This window comes from Nocardia exalbida NBRC 100660 (assembly GCF_000308575.1).
GTDB lineage: Bacteria > Actinomycetota > Actinomycetes > Mycobacteriales > Mycobacteriaceae > Nocardia > Nocardia exalbida.
The window spans coordinates 22866-44301 of record NZ_BAFZ01000126.1 but is presented as its reverse complement, the minus strand read 5'-3'; the positions used below and the strand labels follow the sequence as shown (position 1 = coordinate 44301).

20 protein-coding genes are annotated in these 21436 nt (G+C 67.9%); 5 read left to right on the top strand and 15 right to left on the bottom strand.

Annotated features, from left to right (window positions below; all coding sequences use genetic code 11):
• Positions 1-5: 5 nt before the first annotated feature.
• Both ON29_RS29175 and ON29_RS29170 read right to left on the bottom strand, forming a co-directional pair.
• Positions 6-776: an SDR family NAD(P)-dependent oxidoreductase gene (locus tag ON29_RS29175; RefSeq protein ID WP_051175691.1), complete on the bottom strand. Its 771-nt coding sequence runs from the start codon at positions 774-776 to the stop codon at positions 6-8.
• Entirely contained in the window at positions 763-1557 is a 795-nt protein-coding gene (locus ON29_RS29170; RefSeq protein ID WP_051175690.1) for a 2OG-Fe(II) oxygenase family protein, read from the bottom strand. Before ON29_RS29170 ends, ON29_RS29175 begins: the two co-directional genes overlap by 14 nt.
• 84 nt (positions 1558-1641) lie before the next feature.
• Between ON29_RS29170 and ON29_RS29165 the strand changes: the two genes are divergently transcribed.
• Positions 1642-2253 (top strand): DUF459 domain-containing protein, encoded by a 612-nt coding sequence (locus ON29_RS29165; protein ID WP_040871328.1) that lies wholly within the window; start codon positions 1642-1644, stop codon positions 2251-2253.
• Between the two features lie 82 nt (positions 2254-2335).
• On the opposite strand, the gene ON29_RS29160 is transcribed toward ON29_RS29165, so the two are convergent.
• Complete coding sequence (locus tag ON29_RS29160) at positions 2336-3826, bottom strand: ABC1 kinase family protein (RefSeq protein WP_245549223.1); 1491 nt, start codon at positions 3824-3826, stop codon at positions 2336-2338.
• 105 nt (positions 3827-3931) lie between these two features.
• Here ON29_RS29160 and ON29_RS29155 point away from each other — a divergent pair, with 105 nt between their 5' ends.
• A complete protein-coding gene (locus tag ON29_RS29155) occupies positions 3932-4708 on the top strand; it encodes a GntR family transcriptional regulator (protein ID WP_040871233.1) in 777 nt (258 codons plus the stop codon).
• 217 nt (positions 4709-4925) lie between these two features.
• On the opposite strand, the gene ON29_RS29150 is transcribed toward ON29_RS29155, so the two are convergent.
• From ON29_RS29150 to ON29_RS29130, 5 genes are all read right to left on the bottom strand, one after another.
• Positions 4926-6050 carry an NAD(P)H-dependent flavin oxidoreductase gene (locus ON29_RS29150; RefSeq protein ID WP_040871232.1) on the bottom strand — a complete coding sequence of 375 codons (1125 nt, stop codon included), beginning with the start codon at positions 6048-6050 and terminating at the stop codon, positions 4926-4928.
• A gap of 216 nt (positions 6051-6266) precedes the next feature.
• Positions 6267-7610, bottom strand: coding sequence for a WS/DGAT/MGAT family O-acyltransferase (locus tag ON29_RS29145; protein WP_040871231.1), 1344 nt, complete (start codon positions 7608-7610; stop codon positions 6267-6269).
• Between the two features lie 133 nt (positions 7611-7743).
• Entirely contained in the window at positions 7744-8409 is a 666-nt protein-coding gene (locus ON29_RS29140) for a class I SAM-dependent DNA methyltransferase (RefSeq protein ID WP_245549221.1), read from the bottom strand.
• A gap of 13 nt (positions 8410-8422) precedes the next feature.
• Positions 8423-8869 carry a nuclear transport factor 2 family protein gene (locus ON29_RS29135; RefSeq protein ID WP_040871229.1) on the bottom strand — a complete coding sequence of 149 codons (447 nt, stop codon included), beginning with the start codon at positions 8867-8869 and terminating at the stop codon, positions 8423-8425.
• Between the two features lie 75 nt (positions 8870-8944).
• Entirely contained in the window at positions 8945-9862 is a 918-nt protein-coding gene (locus ON29_RS29130; protein ID WP_051175685.1) for a DMT family transporter, read from the bottom strand.
• Between the two features lie 252 nt (positions 9863-10114).
• Here ON29_RS29130 and ON29_RS29125 point away from each other — a divergent pair, with 252 nt between their 5' ends.
• Positions 10115-11338 carry a phthiocerol/phthiodiolone dimycocerosyl transferase family protein gene (locus tag ON29_RS29125; protein WP_157172938.1) on the top strand — a complete coding sequence of 408 codons (1224 nt, stop codon included), beginning with the start codon at positions 10115-10117 and terminating at the stop codon, positions 11336-11338.
• Positions 11339-11554: 216 nt separating this feature from the next.
• Positions 11555-12304, top strand: a complete 750-nt coding sequence (locus tag ON29_RS29120) for an SDR family oxidoreductase (protein WP_040871226.1) — start codon at positions 11555-11557, stop codon at positions 12302-12304.
• Between the two features lie 57 nt (positions 12305-12361).
• On the opposite strand, the gene ON29_RS29115 is transcribed toward ON29_RS29120, so the two are convergent.
• On the bottom strand, positions 12362-14023 hold the full coding sequence (locus ON29_RS29115; RefSeq protein ID WP_040871225.1) for a cutinase family protein: 1662 nt from the start codon (positions 14021-14023) through the stop codon (positions 12362-12364).
• A 272-nt stretch (positions 14024-14295) separates the two neighbouring features.
• Entirely contained in the window at positions 14296-15030 is a 735-nt protein-coding gene (locus ON29_RS29110; RefSeq protein ID WP_040871224.1) for a TetR/AcrR family transcriptional regulator, read from the bottom strand.
• A gap of 120 nt (positions 15031-15150) precedes the next feature.
• Here ON29_RS29110 and ON29_RS29105 point away from each other — a divergent pair, with 120 nt between their 5' ends.
• Positions 15151-16416 carry a serine hydrolase domain-containing protein gene (locus ON29_RS29105; RefSeq protein ID WP_083864137.1) on the top strand — a complete coding sequence of 422 codons (1266 nt, stop codon included), beginning with the start codon at positions 15151-15153 and terminating at the stop codon, positions 16414-16416.
• Between the two features lie 68 nt (positions 16417-16484).
• Here the strand turns inward: ON29_RS29105 and dnaB are convergent, their stop codons facing one another.
• The 5 genes from dnaB to rpsF all read right to left on the bottom strand — a co-directional run bounded on the left by dnaB (position 16485) and on the right by rpsF (position 21400).
• Entirely contained in the window at positions 16485-19079 is a 2595-nt protein-coding gene (gene dnaB / locus ON29_RS29100; protein WP_040871223.1) for a replicative DNA helicase, read from the bottom strand.
• A 628-nt stretch (positions 19080-19707) separates the two neighbouring features.
• A complete protein-coding gene (gene rplI / locus ON29_RS29095; protein WP_040871222.1) occupies positions 19708-20160 on the bottom strand; it encodes a 50S ribosomal protein L9 in 453 nt (150 codons plus the stop codon).
• A gap of 17 nt (positions 20161-20177) precedes the next feature.
• Positions 20178-20429 carry a 30S ribosomal protein S18 gene (gene rpsR, locus ON29_RS29090; protein ID WP_040871322.1) on the bottom strand — a complete coding sequence of 84 codons (252 nt, stop codon included), beginning with the start codon at positions 20427-20429 and terminating at the stop codon, positions 20178-20180.
• Between the two features lie 58 nt (positions 20430-20487).
• Positions 20488-21024 (bottom strand): single-stranded DNA-binding protein, encoded by a 537-nt coding sequence (locus tag ON29_RS29085; protein WP_040871221.1) that lies wholly within the window; start codon positions 21022-21024, stop codon positions 20488-20490.
• 88 nt (positions 21025-21112) lie between these two features.
• Positions 21113-21400 (bottom strand): 30S ribosomal protein S6, encoded by a 288-nt coding sequence (rpsF, locus tag ON29_RS29080; protein WP_040871220.1) that lies wholly within the window; start codon positions 21398-21400, stop codon positions 21113-21115.
• Positions 21401-21436: the final 36 nt, after the last annotated feature.

Sequence of the window (21436 nt, the reverse complement as noted above, 5' to 3'; positions counted from 1 at the left end):
GGTCCTTACGGCTCGGCGTCGGTGAGCCGCAGGGACAGGCCGTCCACCGGCTCCGGCCCGACGCCGACCCCGTACACCCCACCGGACCGGTCGCTCGCGTCCAGTTCGACGATGGCCCGCGCGACTTGCTCGGTGGGGACCAGGACGGGAAAAGTGTTGGGCGCGATGGCATTCACCCGCACGCCGAACTCGGCGAACTCGGCGGCGAGATTGCGGGTCAGCTGGTTGAGCGCGGCTTTCGACGCGGAGTACAAAGTCTGTCCCGGGTAGACCTCCGAGCCGGAGATGCTCGAGACGTTGACGATGTTCCGGTTGCGCGCGCGATTCTCGGATCCCGCGTGCAGCCAGCACCGCTGTGCCAGCCGCGCCGAAAGACGCAGTGGTACGGCGACGTTCAATGCGAAGTGGGCATCGAAGTCGTCCAGCGCCGCGTCGCCGTCGACGATGCCGCGCGGGTGCGGCCGGACGTGCGCCGCGTTGTTCACCAGCAGGTCGACCCGGCCGAACCGGGCCAGCGCCAGGTCGACGACCCGTTCCACTTCGCCCGGCTGGGTCAGGTCGGATCGGACCACGAACACGCGGGAATCGTTTTCCGGCACCGCGGCCTCCGGCGCCAGCGGATCGACGTACCACTCCAGCTGTGACGGCACCGCGGGAGTGCGGGTGCGGCACACGGCGAGGATGTCGTAGCCGCGATGGTAGGCCTGGCAGAAGGCGTCGCCCAGCGTGCCGCTCGCGCCGGTGAGCAGGCAGACGCGGCGTTCACCAGTGGACAATCTTGTCTCCTCCCCAGCGCCGTTCGGCGTCCGCCTTGGTGCGATGCACCCACATCACCACACTGTTGCGGTCTCTGATGTTGTTGCCCGCGAAGCTGTGCCAGCTGCGCGGGGTCACCTCGAACAGCACGAGCGAATTGTCCAGCGGCGGCACGAGGGCGACCGACGGTAGTTCGGCTCCGTCGGCGACGTGTTCGTACAGTGCGGTCTCGCCCCCGTCGCCCGGCTCCCACCCCGGATTGCCCAGATAGAACAGCACCGCCACGGCGCGCACGGTCTCGCGCGCGACGACGCCTGGATCGCGCGCTCCGGTCTTGGTGTGGACGGCGCCGTCGGGCAAGCGCACTTCGCCGGGACCGGGCGGTGGCCCGGGGAACCATGCCGGGTTGAGGTCGTTGTGCGGCCAGCCGAACGGGCTGCCCGGTCCGTGATGGTGAATCGACCCTTCGACGTCGCCGGTGGCCTCGACGCCGCCGAGCCGGGCGACCAAGTCGTGCCACTCGCGCGAGGCGAACACCGCGAGCGGTCCGCCGCGCAGGTCGGAGAACCGGATGCCGTCGGCGCTGTAACCATCGGCGACGGTCCCTAACAGGCCGGAGCGCTCCCCGCGAAGCCGCTCGAACTCGTCGGCCAACCGCTGATAGAACTCGGGAACGAAGACGTCGCGGGCGTAGACGTGCGGGAACGGGAGACTGCGCCGGACCCAGCGCCGGTGGGCGAACAACTGCGCGAACCACTGCGGAACCGGCGGTGTCGCAAGCTCCGGCTCGGTTGTCACCATTACTCCCTCCCGGTCGAACCTCCGTGATCATATTGCCCGCACCCGGCATTCGCGGGCCGGTCTCCGCGCTGCCAGGATCAGGTGGTGAGCCGTGATCTGCGTGTGTGTTTCGTCGGGGATTCGTTCGTCGCCGGTGTCGGCGACCCGGCTTGCCTGGGCTGGGCGGGCAGGCTCGCGTCCGATGCGCACGCGCAGGGCGTCGCGCTGACCGCCTACAACCTCGGGGTCCGCGGGGAGACCTCGGCCGCGATCCTGCGGCGCTTCCGAGCCGAATGCGCGCCCCGCCTGCCGGAGGGCGCGGACGCCAGGGTGGTGCTGTCGTTCGGCGTGAACGACGCGATGCACGAGAACGGCGGTCCGCGGGTGCCCCCTGACGAGTCGGTGGCCAATCTGGGCGAACTGCTCGCGCAGGCGGCCGAGCGGGGATGGCCGGTGCTGATGGTCGCCCCGCCGCCGATCGCGGACGACGAGCACAACGCCCGCACCGCCGCGCTGGACGAGCGATTCGCGCAGGTCTGCGCCCGATCGGAGGTGCCGTACGTGCGCGTGCACCAAGCGCTGCGCGCCAATGCGGTGTGGGCCGCCGAGGTCCGCGCGGGCGATGGGGCGCATCCGGGGGCCGCGGGCTATGACGAATTCGCGGCACTCATCGCTCCGCAGTGGCGCACGTGGCTGGCGCCGCGATCCGCTGTCTGAGACAAAGGGTGGCGCGATGGCTCGATGGCACCATATGTGCTGATAGATCAGCGAATCCGCCTGCGAGTCAGCAGAACCGGGTTCACGCGATCGGCATCCCGCGCTTGCTCTTCTCGGCTCGCCGTCTCCGAGCGGTGCCAAGGTCCACCGTGGGCGCGATGGCCTCCGTGTTCTCCTCCGGGATGAGCGCTTCGCTCAATTCCGGTATCCAGCGCACGATTTCGTCGCGATACGGGCCTTCGGTCTCCAGCTGGCCGAGCACGCCCACCAGCGTGAGGAAGGAGCGGGCGAACGGCGTGAAGTAGGCGGGCATCGTCATCTGCCGCACCACGTTGCTCAACCGAGGATTGGTGGTGCGCAACACTTGTCGGCGCAACCAGCGTGCGGTCAGGCGATACGTCTCGTGGCGAAAGGGTTCACCGCACGGGGTTATCGCGGCGTAGAGCGCGTCGCTGTCGATGGCTTGCCCGTTCTCCACGAAACCGTGTCTGCGCGTGGCCGCCGCCAGATCTCCCGGTCCGCCTCGGAAGATCGCCTTGCAGCAGTCGAGCGTCAGCTCGCCGAAACCCGCTGGCGGCCAAGCGCAGCACGCGCCGAAATCCATGACGCCCAGCCTGCCGTCGGACAACACCCGGAAGTTGCCCGGATGCGGATCGGCGTACAGCAATCCGTGCCGGCCCCAGCCGGAGGTCACGAAACGGACCATGAGCATGCCGACGCGGTCGCGCTCGGCCTGCGTGCCGGAGGCGACGACGCGCGGTACCGGCGTGCCTTCGATCCATTCGCTGATGAGTACATCACCGTGCTGCGCAATGACATTCGGTACGTAGAAGTCCGGATCGCCGGCATAGGCCGCGGCGAAAGCTGTCTGGTGGGCGGCCTCCGCCGCGTAGTCCAGTTCCCCGGCGACCGACGCGCAGATCGCTTCGGTCACCGCTTTCACGTCCGCGCCGGGCAGGAACACCGTTGCGAGAAAAGAGATCCGGCGCAGGTGGTCCAGATCGCGCGCCACCGCTTGCCTGCCGCCCGGGTACATCACCTTGACCGCGACCGTCCTGCCGTCGTGCCAGACCGCGCGGTGCACCTGCCCGAGCGAGGCGGCCGCGGCGCGCCGGTCGTCGAATTCGCGGAAGCGCGAAAGCCAGTCCGCGCCCATGCTTTCGGCCATGGCGGCGTGCACCGTGTGCGGCAGCATCGCGGGCGCGGCATCCTGGAGCCTGCTGAGCGCGATCCGATACGGTTCGGCCACCTCCCGCGGCAGCGCCAGCTCGTAGATGGCCAGCAGTTGCCCCAGCTTGGCGGCGCAGCCCTTCAGCTCGCCGAGCACCTCGAAGATGTGCTGGGCGGTGCGCAGCTGGATGTCGCGATTGACTTCTTCGGCCGATCTGCCGAGCGCCCGCTTGCCCAGGCCCGCAGCCTGTCGTCCGGCGAACGCCACCGGCAGCGCGGCGAGCTTGGCGCCGCGCACAGCGCCGTGAACAGGCGGTTTACCATGGGACCGCGACGCGAAAAGGCGGGATCGCTTGCCCGTGGACCCCTCCTCGGGACGCTCTCCGATGGGCCGGATGGTCATGCCTCACCTCACAGTCGCGCGCACAAGTGTGACACAGGTGCAGTACCGGACAGTAGGGCTTAGACTGTCTGGGACGTGTTCGAAAGTAGTCGAAAGGTGACTTCGATGGGATCCCAGACGGTGGTCGCCGACGTTGCCGACGAGCTGGCGCGCCGGGTTGCCGCGGGGGAATATCAGCCGGGGGATCTCATGCCGTCGGTGCGTCAGGTCGCCGAGGAATTCGAGATGAATCGCGCTACCGCGCAGCTGACCTTGGGCCGGCTGGAGTCGTACGGCTTCGTCGAAGCAAGGCGCGGCAAAGGATTCACGATCCGCGACGTCCGGGAGGCCGGCGGAGTGGACGTGTACCGCCAGCTGTTCCGGTTCTCGATTCCCATGCCGGACATCGCGATAGAGATGTTCCGCGACATCGTCGACGTCGAGCGCAATCTCGTGCTCGAGGCGCTGCTCAGCTATACGGGTGGCGAACATCGGATCGATTCGGCCGAATTGAAGAACGCGATCGACGAACTCGAATCGATAGCGCGCCAGTCCGATCCGGACTTCCGGCAGCTCCTCGCCCTCGAGGTCGCGCTCGTGCGCAGGCTGTTGACCGTGCTCGGACTCCCCATGCAGCGCGCGATTCTGAACTCGATCGGCGAGATGGTGCTCGAGGTGCCGGAGGCGGTCGAATCGTACTTCGCGGGTGCGGCGGACCTGCACGTCCTGGTCTGGCGGGCGCTGGCCGCGGTGTGGGATTCCGGCTCAGGGCCGAGCGAGGCGCAGCTGGCGCTGTTCGAGGATCTGTTCGGTATGTACCACGAGAAGGTCATCGCGCGCTTCGAGGAATTGGTGGCCGGGGTCGTGGACGGCGCCGACGAGTCCCACGCTGCCACCGCCTGATTTTCGTACGCTGCACAATCCGTCTGGGACGGGTCGAGGAGGCCAGTGCGGATTTGTTCGCTCGGTCCACCCAGATCCGCCTGTCCGCTGAGTTCGGTGAACAGTCTTGTCTCAGACAAAGTGAAGCAACGGGTGTGGGTCCCGGCCGCTGAGAATCTCGCCGTGGGATGCCGCACGGGAAATCCGCGCGGCATCGCGGCCGGGACCGGCGCCCGACTCAGATCCCGCCGTTGAGCTTGTTGAGGCGCTCGCACGCCTCGACGTACTCCTGGATCAGCCGGTTGACCACGTCGGCGGAGCGCTCCACGCGGTTCATCATGCCGACGATCTGGCCGACCGGGTTGAAGTTGACGTCCTTGGCGGCCTCCGGATAGCGGTGACCACGCTTCACCCCGTCCAGCGCGACCATCATCTGCAGCGGCATCGGCAGCGGGTCGGGGGTCTCGGCCTGCTCCCACGCCTCGGTCCAGTCGTTGCGCAGCATGCGGGCGGGCTTGCCGGTCCATGCGCGCGAACGCACGGTGTCGTGGCTGCTCGCGTCGATGTAGCTCTGCATCTGAGCCGGCGGCACATTGGCTTCCTCGACGGTCAGCCATACCGAACCGGTCCACGCGCCCGCGGCGCCCATCGCCATCGCCGCGGCCACCTGGCGGCCGTTGCCGATGCCGCCCGCGGCCAGCACCGGCAGGTCGCCGACGGCGTCGATGACCTGCGGCCACAGCACCATCGAGGACACCTCGCCGCAGTGCCCGCCGCCCTCGGTGCCCTGGCAGACCACGAAGTCCAGGCCCGCGCGCTTGTGGTTCAGCGCGTGCTTGACCGAACCGCACAGCGCGCCGATCAGCCTGCCGGAGTCCTGCACCTGCTTGATCACGTCCTCCGGCGGGGTGCCGAGGGCATTGGCGACCAGCTTCGCCTTCGGATGCCGCAGAATCACCTCCACCTGCGGTCCCGCGGTGGTGGCCGTCCAGCCGAGCAACTGGTTGTGGTGCTCGTTCTCCGGCAGCTTGGGCACGCCGTGGTCGGCGAGAATCTTCTCGGCGAAGTCGCGGTGCCCCTGCGGGACGAGTTCGGCCAGCTTGGCTTCCAGCTCCTCGGGGCTCAGGTCATCGATGCCCTTGCCCTCGTACTTGGACGGAATCACCAGGTCGACGCCGTATACGCCCTGCACGTGCTCGTCCAGCCAGGCCAGCTCGACCTCGAGCTGCTCGGCGGTGAAGCCGACGGCGCCGAGCACGCCGAGTCCGCCCGCGTTGCTGACCGCGGCCGCCACGTCGCGGCAGTGGGTGAAGGCGAAGATGGGGAATTCGATCCCGAGCCGTTCGCAGATTTCGGTACGCATGGCGTGCTGGTCTCCCTAACTGCTCCGCCGCGAACGGCGCGGCGCAGATGTACTAGAACGAGTTGCATAAGTGGCGCGCCGTGCGGCCGGGCCGCCGCGCATCGAGTCCACCGCGAGCCGCGCATATCGCCATGAAGCGGCTGCGGCTTCCTCGACCGGCCGTTGCACCATGCATCGACAGTAACACGTTCTAGTTTTCCGGGGAATGCGCTGCCGTCAAGCGGTGGCCCGCTCCAGTTCGGCGAGCGACTCCTCCAAGTGATCGAGCAGGCGAGGCAACTGCGGCACACTGCGGCGGCAGCCGACCACGCCGAAATCGAGGTTGCCCGCGTTGGAGGTGAGCGTGATGTTCACCGCCTGGCCGTCGAACGGGATCGACAGCGGATAGCTCGCGTCCAGCCGCGCACCATTCCAGTACATGGGCTCGCGTGGCCCCGGCACGTTCGAGATCACGATGTTGAAGGTCGGATTGGTCAGCGAAATCAGCGCTGGCACGAGATTGAGGGCGAGCGGGCTGAGCATCAGCGCCGACAGCGCCATCGTCTGGTTGCACGAGAGCGTGCTGTAGACGTCCTTGCCGTCGCGCATCGACCCGGCAACCACCCGCAGGCGGTCCAGCGGATCGGCGATGTCGGTGCCGAGATTGCACAGCACCGCCCCGACCTTCACCCCGTTGGTCTCGTCGTCGTCCTCCGCGCGCAGCGACATCGGCACCATCGCGATCAACGGCTTGTCCGGCAGCGCGTCCCGTTCGATCAGGTACCGCCGCAGCGCGCCCGCCGACATGGTGAGCACCACATCGTTGAGTGTCGAACCGGACGCCTTCTTCACCTGCTGCAGCCGCTCCAGCGGCCAGGACCGGACCACCGCACGGCGCGCGCCGCCGATCGGCACGTTGAACATGGTGCGCGGGGCCGTGAACGGCAGGGTCAGCTGCTGCCGCGTCAGGGCGGTGCGCGCGGCGCGCAGCACCGACGCGCCGGAGGCGGCCGCGGAGACCAGGTTCCGCGCCGGACCGGCCGCGCCGGACTCCCTCCTGCGCCTACCCCGGGGCAGATGCCACGGCACCCGCGTGGTGCTGGAGGACGGATCGCTGGTCAGCGTGCGCCGCAGCAGGCGTTGGGCCGAGACGCCGTCGATCAACGCGTGATGCATCTTCGAATACAGCGCGAACCTGCCGTCGGCGAGTCCCTCGATCAGATGGAACTCCCACAGCGGACGATGCCGGTCCAGCAGGCTGCTGTGCAGGCCGGAGGCCAGCTCCACGAGCTGGTCCATGCGGCCCGGCGCGGGCACGGCCAGTCGCCGCACGTGATAGTCCAGTTCCACGTGCTCGGCATGCGTCCACGCCATCTGCGGCGACCCGAAGATGGTTGCGGGATGCTTGCGAAAGGTCGGATCAACGTCGGCGCTTCGGAGTAGTTCGGCGTGGACTAGAGCGGCGAAGTCCGCTCCGGCGTCCTCGGGCGGCTCGAACAATTGCAGCGAACCGACGTGCATCGGCTGTTCCCGGGACTCGGCGAGCAAGAAGACGGCATCGACCGGCGCGATGAATTCCATGATGAGTCGCCCCCTGACGACATGGTGAAAGGTTCGGAGTTCAGATCGACCACGTTGTCGGCGGGCCCGCGCAGCCATGAAACCGCCGCGACACGACAAACCTACCCGGACGGGATGGACCGCGTTCGGTGAATCACCGAACCTTCGATGCCAGCAGGTAGGCCTGCCCGAACCGCTCCTCGGGACCCGGTTCGCGCACCACGCGAGCGATCATGGCGAATCCGGCGGCGCCGAGTAGACGGGCGAGGCGTTTCGGCGCCCACCGGTAGGCGCGAATCACCCTGTGATCGAAGGCTTCCACCGCATCGGGCCGGTCCGCCGTCTGGAAGGTCAGCAGCACGTGCCCTTTGCTCGCGAGTACCCGATTGCACTCGCTCAACACGTGCGGCACGCGATCCGGTGGCGTGTGGATCAACGAATACCAAGCCACTATGCCGCCGAGCGTGTCGTTGCCAAACGGTAGCTGTTCTATCGAACCCTGCGCGAAGGGCAGCTGCGGGTATTCCGCACGGGCCAGCGCCACCATGCGCGGCGCGAGATCGATGCCGAACACCCGCGCACCCAGTGTCGCGAGATGAGCCGTCACATGCCCCGGCCCGCAGCCGAGATCGGCGATCGGCCCGGAACCGTTGCCCGCCACCGCTTCCGCGAACACCGCCAGCATCGCCCGGTCGAGCGGCTGGCGCTCGAGCCGGTGCCGGACATCGTCGGCGTAGCGGTCGGCGACCTCGTCGTACGCCCTGCGGGTGGCGATCGGGTCGGGACGCTCGCCGGCGAAGTCTTCGGTCGAATCCAGCACCCGTAGCAGCGTATTACGTGCTCGCTCCCCCGGGGTCGAATGCCTGGGCGACGGCGAGACTGTCCTCGTAGACGTGGTGCCGGGTGATCAGCCCGCCGCGCACCGTGAGGTGCAGCGCGAAACGCGCGCGATAGGCGCGGCCGGTGGCGCGCGCGGTCTGCCGGATCTCGCCGAGCACCACGGCGTCGTCACCGTCGACGAGCACCCGGTCGACCCGCGTGGCCGCCTCCTCCGGCACATGGTGCTCGGCGATCGAGCGGAAATGCGCCGCGGCGTCGGCGCGGGTGGACCGGTGCCGGATCCAGGGCGTCGCTACCCTTCCGTGTTCCGCCTCCGGCCAGTCGAGTTGCCAATCCGTGTGTTCGGCGTACAGCTCGGCGACGGCTTCGGGATCACCGGAACCGATTCGGCGCAACAACTCTTCGACCACCGATCGAGTGGACGGCGCGGAGATCGACACGACGGATCCTTTCGCTGGGTGCCGCGTGAATGTGCGGCGCCTTGCCATTCTCGGCAGGCGCGCGCTCGATGGCGATTACCTCTCGGGTAATCGGGCGGCCGCCTCCGGCGCGGCGGGCGCGGGCAGGTCCGCCCGGGCCGCCTCGTCGCGACCGCGTGCCGTTCCGACCACCGAACCGAGGATGACCAGCGGGAATCCGATCGCCATGCCCGCGGTCAGCGGCTCGTCGAGCGCCGTGACGCCGAGCAGGATCGCCACCGCCGGATTGATGTAGGTGATCACCGTCGCACGGGCGGGGCCGGCCTCGGCGATCAGCGCGAAGAAGAACAGGAACGCCGCGGCCGTGCAGATCACCGCGAGACCCAGCACCGACCAGGCGGCGTCGGCGGTGATGCGCGACGGCCACAGCCAACCCGCGAACGGCGCGTAGATCGCCGCCGCCAGCAGCAGCGACCCGGTCACCACGCCCAGCGGAGGCAGATCGGCCAGCGCGCGATCGATGACGATCGGCCCCACCGCGTATCCGATCGTGGTCAGGCCGATCGCGGCGAGCGCCGCCGGATTCTCCAGATCGACGTCGAGGCCGACGAGCGCGGCGACGCCGGCGAACCCGGCGAGCAGACCGATCACCCGGCGCGCGTCGAACCGGTCGTGGCCGAGCACCGTCACGATCACCACGGCGATCAGCGGCACCGCCGCGATCAGCAAGCCGACGGTCGAACTGTTCAGCGTGGTCTCGGCGTACCCGATCAGGAACCACGGCCCGGTGATCTCCACCAAGGTGTAGAGCAGCAGCGGCCGCCACCGTCGCAGCACCGGCGCCAGCGCGCGAGCGTACAGCGCGACCGGCAGCAACAGCAGGCCGCCGATGAGCGTGCGGCCGAACGCGACAACGATCGGGTCGAGATCGCGCACCGCCACACGGATCATCGCGTACGGCACGCCCCAGATCAGGCCCATCGCCAGGAACAGCGTCCACCCGCGGCGCGTCATCGCGCGCCTCGGCACGCACGGACGGCGACCGGCTCGGTGACGGATGGAATCGGCTCGATTGGGGACATACTCCGCTCGCTTTCGACCGTTCGGAGCCTATTCAAATGAGCCGATCATCCGACAGATCCCGTTCCCGCTTGTGACAAGAGGCCGCCCGACTGTCCTTTTCGTCCGATTCGGGCGAATGATCAGCGCGCGCAGGGTGTTCGGGCTAGTCTCGCCGGGAGCGAAGGGGAATACATTGTGGTCGAGGTGATCCGCCGGCTTGCCCCGAGCGAGGAAATGTTCGCCGCGGGCGAGGTCTTCATCGGTTACGCCGCACGGGTGTCCGGGCGGTTGGACCTGCCTGCGCTGACGGCCGCCTTCGAGGCCGTCGCGAGGGCGCATCCGATCCTGCGCGCCCGCATCGGAGCGACCGAAGCGGGCGGCCATGTCTTCGCCGTGACCGATGCCACGCCCGAGATCTTCGTCGTCGACGCGGACCCCGAATTACCGCTCACCGGCGCGAAATTCGATCAGCGGGCGGGCCTTTGCGCCCTGTGCGTGGTGCGCGACGGCGCTACCGCGAGCGTCACGCTGATGCTCCATCACAGCGCCGCGGACGCCTTCCACGCGTTCGCCATCGTCACCGAACTCTGGACCGGATATCGCGACGCGGTCGGCGGAGGTATGCCCGAGCTGCCGGTGCAACCGTTCCCCGAATCGGTTGAGCACCTGCTCGCGGCGCGAGGCATCGAGAAGATGGCGCTGCCCGGTTCCGGTTCCGCCGGTGCGACCGCCTCCACGCCGACGGAGGTTCCGCGACCGCCCGACGACGAGTACCCGGCGTTGCGCACCACCCGGTGCCTGCTCACCCAGGAGGAGACCGCGGCGCTGGTCGCGGTCGGGCATCGCGCGAACGTCACGGTGCACGGCCTGGTGTCGGCGGCGCTGCTGCGGACCGAGGCCGAGATCCGCGAACTGCCGCTCACCGGACTGCTCTACCTGTACTCCGTCGACCTGCGGACCAGGGTGAGCCCCGCGATCGATGCCACCGAAGGGACGAACGTCCTCGGTTTCGCCACCTACCTCTCCCCCGCATCCGACGTGACGCTGGTGGAATCGGCCCGAGGGATCAGCGAGGCTCTGCACGCGGGCCTGGCCGCGGGCATCGTGCAACGCACGCCCCTGAGCATTCCCGACATGGCGGCCGCACCGAGGCCCGCCCTGCCCGGCGTGGTCATCGCCACCAACTGGGGAACCATCCCGCCGCTACCCGAGCAGGACGGGCTGCGCATCGAGGACTTCCACTCCACCATGCTCGCCAAGCCGGACCTGACCGGCCGCCGTCCGCAGCAGCCGGGTGGCGGCACCTGCGTCATCAGCACTTTCGCCGGGCGGCTGAGCGTGGAGATACACCATCCGGAGGAATTCACCGAACTCCAGCACCGCCGCATCGACGTGCTGGCCCGTTACCTCCGCGCCGTGATCGCCTGACAGCATCGCCGCCGCGCGGTGCGCCCGGCCACCGTTGCTCGTTGCGCCACTCGCCGGTGCGCGATGACCGGCGAATTCGGCTGGCCGCGCTGTTATGGTTGGCCCCTTCTGGTGAACCGACGCCGCTGGTCCATGGCGTATCGCTTACCCGCCCGGTGACCGGGCGTCGTCGAACAGCTCCGCAATCACGCCGACGAACGGAAGGAACAGCATCCGGTGGCAACCACGAACGGCGGGTCCGCCCGGGTCGCGGTGGTGACGGGCGGTTCTCGCGGCATCGGCCGCGCCTGCGCCGAACGCCTGGCAGGTGACGGGTTCGCCGTGGCGCTGAACTTCGCTTCGAATGCCGCCGAAGCCGACAGCACCGCCGAAGCCATTCGCGCCGCGGGGGGCGTCGCGGTGATCGCCCAGGGTGACGTCGCCGACGAGTCCGCGATGACGGCCGTATTCGAGCGAGCGGAAACCGAATTCGGCGGTGTCGACGTGGTGGTGCACGCCGCGGGCCGGATGCAGCTCGCGCCGCTGGTCGAGCTGGATCTGACGGTGCTGGACAGCACCTACCGGACCAATATTCGCGGCACCTTCGTCGTGGACCAACAGGCGGCCCGGCGGCTGCGACCGGGCGGGGCGATCATCAATTTCTCCACGTCGGTCGTCGGTACCGCGTTTGCGGAATACGGCGCCTACGCCGCCAGCAAGGGGGCGGTGGAGGTGCTGACCAGGATCCTGGCCCGTGAACTGCGCGGCCGGGACGTGACCGTCAACGCGGTGGCGCCCGGGCCCACCGCCACCGACCTCTTCCTGCACGGAAAAGACGACGCCACCATTCAGCGACTCGCCGACGCCGTGCCACTGCAACGACTCGGCGCACCCGGCGATATCGCCGCTGTGGTGGCGTTTCTGGCCGGCCCGGACGGCCGCTGGGTCAACGGTCAGGTGATTCGCGCCAACGGCGGCCTGGTCTGAGCGAAGCGCCGTCGGCCCGCGATCGCGCCGAGTGGCGATCACGAGCCGACGGGTTGGTCAATTCGACGCTTGCGCGGTCGTACTGGTGGTCGGTGCCGCGGATTGTGTTGTGGTCGTGGTTGTTTCGGTAGTAGTCGGCTTCGTCGTCTCGACCGGAGCCGCGACCGGGGACGGAGCGGGCGTCGTGGTGACCGCCGGCGTCGAGGTCGTGGTCGTCGGCGCGACCGTAGTCGTCGAACTGCCCGTGGTGGCGGTCGTCGTCGGGGCGGCGCTGGTCGGTGACGTGGTCGAAGTCTTGGCCGGTTCGGTCGTCGGCGTCGCCGAGGTGGTCTCCGCCGCCTTGTACACGGCGGCGAGGTCCGCCTCTTGCGGCTTGGACGTCGGGTCGACCTTCTTGCCCGCCTGCGCCTGCTTCGCCAGATGGGTGAGCCACGCGGCGGCGTACTCGGCGGAGGTCAGCGGCTTGCCTGCGCCGGGGTCGGCGTCGTCCCAGTAGTCGAAGTGATGACCGGTGTGGTTCGGGCCGAGCGTGAGGTTGTACGGGTCGCTCATGATCACGGGGATCGTGTTCTGGTTCGTCACGATCAGACCGATGATCTCGTTGAACACCTTCTGCGGCAGGTAGGCCAGCGGCGACATGTCGTCGGCCGCGATCGCGTCCGCCTTCGCAGGAGCCTTCGGCTGCTCACCCGGCTTGTACGCCGGATCCGACACCCTCAGCAGCACTTGCAGGAAGGTCTCGTCGCTCTGCATCCAATTCGGCTGCGACTGGATGTCGGCGAACGCCGCCAGCGCGATCCTGCCGAGCACCACCGCGACGTCCTGTCCGGTCGCAGGCGTGAGCCCGTCGCGCTCGAGCGCGTCGACGTTCAGCTGCCTGCCGACGTTGACCACCAACTGCAGCAGTGAGATGTTCTGCGGAGCCGAGCAGGTGAGATCGCCGTCCGAGCAGAACGACGCGATCTTGCCGTTCAGCGCACCGAAGTCACCGCTGGTTCCCTGCACCGCGCCCCGACCGGGCACCGGGTTCTTGCCGTTCTGATACTGCTGGTCGAAGCCGTCCGGGTTGCCGAACGGGTCCTTCGATCCGGGGAACGGCCCGTCTCCGGCCGATCGACCCGAATCCGCGAGGATGACGACACCGACGACGTCGTCGGGATCCACGATCCCGTAGGCGCCGTCCTGGCCGGGCTCCTGGTGACCGATCTTCATCGCGACGCGGCGCACGACGTCGGCGCCCTCGCTGTAGCCGACGATCGAGAACTTGGTGTCCGGGCACGCCGCGGAGATCTCCCGCATCACCTGCTCGGTGTTCGCGACACCCGCGTTGACGGCGTCCTCGTACGTGGACATGTCCGCCGGATACGCGATGTAGACCGCGGCGTACGCGCCGGGATCGACGTCATCGGCCGGCGCGTTGACGACCGGGTCGACCCACTCACTGCTGTGATCGCCGGACAGGGCGGCCGGCAACGGGTTGCCGTCGGCGTCCACCAGCATCTTGGTGGTGCCCTCCCGCGGAGTGTCGTTGCGGCCGGCCACCGAGATGGTGACCATGTCGTGGCATTCCGTGACGGACGACGTGAGCTGCGTATCCCTGGTTTCCGGCGTCGAGGTCAGTGCGAACGAGGCGGCGACGACCGCCGCCACCCCCAATACAGCCGGCGCGGCAGCGGCCGAAGCGATGCGATGCCGCGCGAAGAACTCGCGAAGAGCCATGTCCTGATTCCCATTCCATACACCGACAAAGTGGACGGACAAGCCCCCCGACGGGCCATACGTCACCGAGGACGTCGTGGTTGGGGACCCGAGCGTTACTGGTCCGCGACCCCGGCAACTCCGCCGCACCCGGTCGGGTCATGCGGCCGGGACAGTGCGCGCGCGGTTTCATCGGGTCGACGAGCCAGACGCGCGGCCCGCCGTGGTGGTCGCGTAGGGCTGACCGGGCACAGGGCCGCGCTTATCCCCGTCGCCGGCGGACCGGCGTGGATTCAGTCCGTGGAGGGGAGCGCCGCCGCGAGACCGTCGAGGACACGGTCCAGACCGTAAGAGAAGTTCTCGTCGCGCAGGCGGGCGGGATCGTCGTCGCGCCGAGCGGCGTAGCCCTCGCTCAGGAGCGGATGCTCCCGTGCGGCCTCTTCCGCGGTCGGCCGCAGGCTCTCGGCCCACTCCTGTTCGGTCTGGCCGCTGCGGGCCAGCAGGGAGAGGTAGGCCGCCTCGCTGGTGGCCATGCCGATGACGTAGGCGATGAGCGTGCTCATGGCCCGGTCGGCCTCGCCAGGGGCGAACCCCGCCGCATGGAAGAGGGCGAGTATGCGTTCGGACTGCCGCATCATGTTGGGCCCGAATTCCGAGAGCCCCACCTGGCCGAGGACGGAGACGACCCAAGGGTGGCGGAGCGCCATCGCGCGCATGCTGTGCGCGCACGTGGCGACGGCGTCCCGCCAGGTCTCGGGGGCGTCCGCGTCGGGGACGCTGATCTGGCCGTAGACCTCGTCCACGACCAACTCGATCAGCTCGTCCTTGTTGGCAACGTGCCGGTAGATCGAGGTGGCTCCCGCGTTGAGCCGGGTTCCGAGAGTACGCATGCTCAGGGCCTCGATGCCCTCCTCGTCCAGTAGGCGCACAGCCTCGGAGACGATGCGCTCCCGGGTGAGGACCGGTTGCCGCCGAGCGGGGCGCTGACGGGCCCAAACCGAGGGCACGGGCGGCTTGTCGGTTGGCATGGGTCTCCTCTTCGGTGTTGACGGCCACGATAGCGCACAGTGTTCGCACTTGCGCACGGCCCAATCTATGCGTACGGTGTTCGCATATTGCGAACACCGTACGCAACTTGAGGAGAGGCTATGCCGACGACCGTGAGCTGGGACGCACAGGGCGATTGGAAGGCGCGGTGCCGCCGGGACGACGAGGGCGCACGGCGCGGTGGACTGTCGCGGCCGGGGCTGCGGCGGATACACGAGGTGCTGGCCGGGCATGTGGCAGCCGGAGCCGCGCCCGGACTGGTCGCGCTGGTCAGCCGGGGCGACGACGTCCACGTCGAGACGCTGGGAACGATGCACGAGGGCGGCGGCAAGCCGATCCGGCGCGACACGATCTTCCGGATGGCGTCGCTGACCAAGCCGATCACCGCCGCGGCGGTGATGGTCCTGGTCGAGGAGTGCCGCCTGCGGCTGGACGATCCGGTCGACACGTGGTTGCCCGAACTAGCGAACCGGCGGGTGCTCAGAAACATCGACGCCCCACTGGAGGACACCGTCCCCGCCCTGCGGCCGATCACGGTACGGGACTTGCTGACTTTCACGTTCGGGTTCGGCGCCGTGCCGGCCGCGCCGGGCACTTACCCCATCCAGGACGCGATGGGCGAACTGGCCCTGGACGTGCCGCCGTCGGTCGCGCCGGACGAGTGGATCCGGCGCCTGGGCACCCTTCCGCTCATGCATCAGCCGGGAGAGCTGTGGCGGTATCACACCGGCTCCGACGTCCTCGGCGTGCTCATCCCGAGAGTCACCGGCCAGACGTTCGAGTCGTTCCTGCGCGAACGGATCCTCGACCCGCTCGGTATGAGGGACACCGGCTTCCACGTGCCCGAGGACCGGATCCACCGGCTGCCGACCAGCTACGCCCACGACCCCGAGACGGGCGCCCCTGTGGTGTGGGACGAGGCGAGGGGCGGCAAATACAGTCGGCCGCCGGAGTTCCAGGCCGGTGGCGACGGGCTGGTGTCGACCGTCGACGACTATCACGCGTTCTACCGCATGCTGTTGAACAAGGGCAGCCTGGGCGGCGAGCGTGTCCTGTCACGCGCCTCGGTCGAGCTGATGACGATCGATCACCTGACGCCGGAGCAGAAGATCGAGAAGGACGCCTTCGGCGACCACTTCGGTAGGCACGGCGGCTACGGGTTCGGGATGGCCGTGCGGACCCATCGCCGCGACCTGGCCCCTGTGGGTCAGTTCGGGTGGGACGGCGGGCTGGGGACGACTGCCTACTCCGACCCGGTCGAAGGACTCACCGGGATTCTGCTGACGCAGTCGGCGATGGATATCCCGGCCACCGCGCACCTGCACCGCGACTTCTGGACCACGGCCTACCAGGCGATCGACGACTGAAAGGACGCCAAGAGGAAAAGCTTGTCGTGCCGGAACGTTGCAGCACGGGCGGTTGCACGGGCTGTCACTCAGCCGCGGGCCATGTCCACGAAGCGCGACAAATGCAACTGGTGGGCGACGGTGATCGTCGCGGTGGGGCCATTACGGTGCTTGCCGAGAATGAGATCCGCCTCACCGCCGCGCGGGTCGTCCCGCTCGAAAGCGTCGGGACGATGCAGCAGGATGACCATATCGGCGTCCTGCTCGAGGCTGCCCGACTCGCGGAGATCGGACACCATCGGGCGCTTATCGGTTCGCTGTTCGGGGCCGCGGTTCAGCTGGCTGATCGCCACCACCGGCACTTCGAGTTCCTTGGCCAGCAGTTTCAGATTTCGGGAGAAGTCCGAGACTTCCTGCTGGCGGGATTCGACTTTCTTACCGGAGGTCATCAGCTGCAGGTAGTCCACCACAACGAGTTTCAAATCGTGGCGCTGCTTGAGCCGCCGCGCTTTGGCGCGAATCTCCATCATGGTCAGATTCGGTGAATCGTCCACGAACAGCGGCGCCTCGCTGATCTCGCTCATCCGCCGCGCCAATTTCGTCCAGTCGTCATCGCTCATCCGCCCGGACCGCATATCCCCGAGCTTGATCTTCGCCTCCGCCGACAACAACCGCATGACGATTTCGGTCCGGCTCATCTCCAAGGAAAAGATAACGCTCGCCAAGCCGTGCTTGATCGAGCAACTGCGCATGAAATCCATTCCCAGCGTCGAATTGTGCGTCGGGATCATCGAGCGTCCGGCCAGATACAAGTGATCGGCATTGTCCACCTCGACGCAGCGTACCGGCACGCTGTCGATCCGACGCACGTCGACGATGAATCGTGAGTTCGATCGCACGGTGCTGCCGCTCGCACGCCGTTCCTTCTGCAGTACGGCTTTCCGATGCAGGCCGAAGACCTCGTCGTCGGTGGCGAAGGTGAGGGTGTACGCGGTCGACGATTCCTCGGAACGACCCGCCACCCGCTTGGTGGAGAGATGGCAGCGATAGCCGAGCCCGACGATCAGTTCGTGCACGTCGCTGATGAGCCGGGCGTTCGTGACGCTGAACTGCACGGAGCCACCGCGGGTCACGGTGCCGTCGGTGTCCAGCAGCCCAGCCAGCAGGGAACGACGCTGCTGTTCGGACGCTCGCAGGTAGTCGGTGGGGATGTGCTTGTCACCCAGGACACCGAGTGCCCGCAGACGCGCCTGCACGCTGCCGATGGTATTCCGGCAGTTCTGGCACAGGCGCAGACCGATCGACCGTCCGCCGCAATTCGGGCAGCGCGGCGGAGGTACCGGAGCCGAATGGAACCGCGCTTTTCCGCCGCAGGACCGCCCGCAGGTACGGACCTCGCTGGTGAAAGGAATGAATTTCTTTCCGCAGATCATGCATTCGCGAGCAGCGATCGGCTCGTCGGCAGGCAATCTGAGCTGATATCGCAACCGAGCCGATCGTGACGGCACGGCGACGATCCCCTCGCCTTCGATCCGCGCGATGATCTCCGGATCGGCGCAGGTCAGCTGTGCGGCGGCGGACGTTCCGTCGCCGAGCCAGGCACCCAAGGTGTAAGGGGGCACGGGCAACGCGCGCGCGGGCAACTGCAGCGGCGCGGTATTGGTGATCGAGTGGTTGAGCCTGCGATCGGCGGTGTCGCACCGCAGCGTCTGCGCGATTTCCGCGGTGGTGCGCACTTCGGCGTGAGCTCGCTTCGATCGACGGGAAGCCCTCGTCTCGGTAAGCCATTGGTGCTGTTCGTCCGCGACGATCACGGTGCCATCGGAGAACTCGACTTCGTAGCACGGGCGTCCGGTCAGGACCTCGGTGGCCGCGACGACGCGAGTGGGCAGGCCATCGGCATCCAGCAATTCATCGCCGACCTGCACTCGGCCCATCGTGGTCCACCCGGTGGGCGTCGGCAGGGGCGTGTCCACCGCCAGCGCCTTACCCACGCCGGGTCGCGCCGCGACGATGATCATCTGGCCCGGGTGCAGGCCGTTGGTGACCTCGTCGAGTTCGGTGAAACCGGTGGGGACGCCGAGGGAGATGCCGCCGCGGCTGGCGATGGAGTCGATCTCGTCCATCGTCGGCTGGAGCAATTCCTCGAGGGGCAGGAAGTCTTCGCTGGTGCGGCGTTCGGTGACCTCGTAGACCTCGGCCTGGGCGCGGTCGACGACCTCGGCGATGTCCTGGCCGTCGGCGCCCGCGTAGCCGTACTGGACGATGCGGGTGCCCGCCTCCACGAGGCGGCGCAGAATGGCCTTCTCGGCGACGATTTCGGCGTAGTAGCTGGCGTTCGCCGCCGTCGGCACGGTCTGGGTGAGCGTGACCAGATAGGGCGCGCCGCCGATGCGTTTGAGTTCGCCACGGCGGTCGAGGCCAGCGGCGACGGTCACCGGGTCGGCGGGTTCCCCGCGCCCGTAGAGATCGAGGATCGTGTCGTAGACGGCCTGATGCGCGGGACGGTAGAAATCGCCGGGACGGATCACCTCGACGACATCGGCGATGGCGTCCTTGCTCAGCAACATGCCGCCGAGCACCGACTGCTCGGCCGCCATGTCGTGCGGAGGCTGTCGGCCGAAGTCTTCGCCGGGAGGTTCGGGCGGAAAATCCCTGCGCCCGCGGTCATCGGTGGCTGTCACCAGACTCGACCGTCCTCTCTACCCCACGACCGGGTTGCGCCCTGTCGACTCGTTTTACTCCCGGGCACCGACACGTACGTGTAAGCCGTTGACCAGGGCTCCAGCTACCGCTGCGGCACCCGTCCGTACCCGCGACCGGGAGCGTTCCGCGCGCAGCGATGCGACGAACCTAGGCGACCCGAGGGGCATGGACCAAACCGTGCTGTGCACACAGCTGTGGATAACTTGGGGAAAGTTCACCCAACCGTGTGCAGCCCCTGTGGACAACTTGGGGAAAACCCAGGTCGTCGGGGTCGAATACGCAGATAGATAGAGACTTCCGCGTTTTCCCAGGTGTGGATTAAAGAAGTACCGGCGTGTCGGCCGAGTTGAACAGCCGGGCGTGTTGGGTTAACAGCACGTGAGCCGAATATGACCTGAATCACATTGCGAGCGGTCGGTTTTACCGGTAATCCACAGGCTGGGTGGGCGGAGCGCTTGTCTGGGTGGAGTGACGCCCCGATTGTCCCGAAGGGCGCTCGGCGCCATTCGGCAAATAATTAGCTATTAAGCAGGCTCGGATGAAAGGGCACAGCCGAGGACCACTCCCGTTCAACAGCGGGGAGCGGTCCTCGACGCAATGCCTGAATCAGGCGGCGGTGACCGTGAGGTCGAACTTCGCCACCACATCCGGGTGCAGGTGCACCACGATGCCGTGCTTGCCGGTCGACTTGATGTGCGACTTCGGCAGTTCGATGCTGCGCTTGTCGACGACGGGGCCACCCGCCGCCTTGACGGCCGCCGCGACGTCCGACTGGGTCACCGAGCCGAACAGCTTGCCGGTGCCCGCGGTCTTGACCGCCAGCGAGACCGAGTCCAAGGCCTCGATGGCCTGCTTCAGCTCGTTGGCGTGGTCCAGGTCGCGGACCCGGCGGGCTTCCTGCGCCCGGCGGATGCCCTCGACCTGCTTCTGCGCACCGCGGCTGGCCGCGATCGCCAGGCCGCGCGGCAGCAGGTAGTTGCGGCCGTAGCCGTCCTTGACCTCCACGGTATCGCCGGGGGCACCGAGGTTGTCCACATCAGCAGTCAGAATCAACTTCATTTGTGTGCCTCCCTTTCTCAGCGAGCCGTCGACACGTAAGGCAGCAGCGCCACCTCACGCGAGTTCTTGACCGCAACCGCGATATCGCGCTGGTGCTGCACGCAGTTGCCGGTGACGCGGCGGGCGCGGATCTTCCCGCGGTCGCTGACGTACTTGCGCAGCAACGCCGTGTCCTTGTAATCGATGTTGACGGTGCCGGTCTTGCTCTCCTTGCAGAACGCGCAGGCCTTCTTCTTGAGCACCTTTTCGCGCGCGGGCGCTTTAGGCATGGTCTTGTACTCCGTAATCAGTGATGGCCCGAATTCCTGCGGGCCGTTGTGGCCGTTCTCAGAACGGCGGTTCGTCATCCATGCGGCCGCCGCCCCCGAAGGAGCCGGCCGCGGGCGCACTGCCCCAAGGGTCGTCCTCGGCACCGCCGGAACGCCCACCGCTACTACCGGAGGAGGCGTAGTTGCCACCGCCGCCGGAGCCGGACCCGAAGCCGCCGCCACCGCTGCCGCGGCTGGTCTTGTTGACCTTCGCGGTGGCGTAGCGCAGCGAGGGACCGACCTCGTCGACCTCGAGCTCGACGACCGTGCGCTTCTCACCCTCGCGGGTTTCGTAGGAGCGCTGCTTGAGCCGTCCGCTCACAATGACACGGGAACCTCTGGTCAGGCTTTCGGCGACGTTCTCCGCGGCCTCGCGCCAGATATTGCAGCGCAGGAACAGCGCTTCGCCGTCTTTCCATTCGTTCGAATTACGGTCGAACACACGGGGAGTCGACGCGACGGTGAAATTCGCTACCGCCGCTCCCGCCGGTGTGAATCGAAGCTCCGGGTCGGCCGTCAGATTGCCGATGACGGTGATGACCGTGTCGCCTGCCATGTGGTTCCTCCTGCTCGGTGTGCAGTCCGCGTCTCGCTGTTGCGCTAGAGCCTAGGCACAGGCTCCGACGCAAACGAGAGTTGCCGGACTACTTGTCGTGGCGCAGAACCTTGGTGCGCAGCACCGTCTCGTTCAGACCGAGCTGGCGGTCGAGTTCGCTCACGGTGGCGGGCTCGGCGGTCAGATCGACCACGGCGTAGATGCCCTCGGCGTGCTTGGCGATCTCGTAGGCGAGCCGGCGACGGCCCCAGATGTCGACCTTGTCGATCTTGCCGCCTTCGGTGCGAACCACACTGAGCAGGTTGTCCAGCGACGGACCAACAGTGCGCTCGTCCAGGCTCGGATCGAGGATGACCATCACTTCGTAATGACGCACGGACCAATCACCTCCTGTGGACTAGGAAACGGCCAC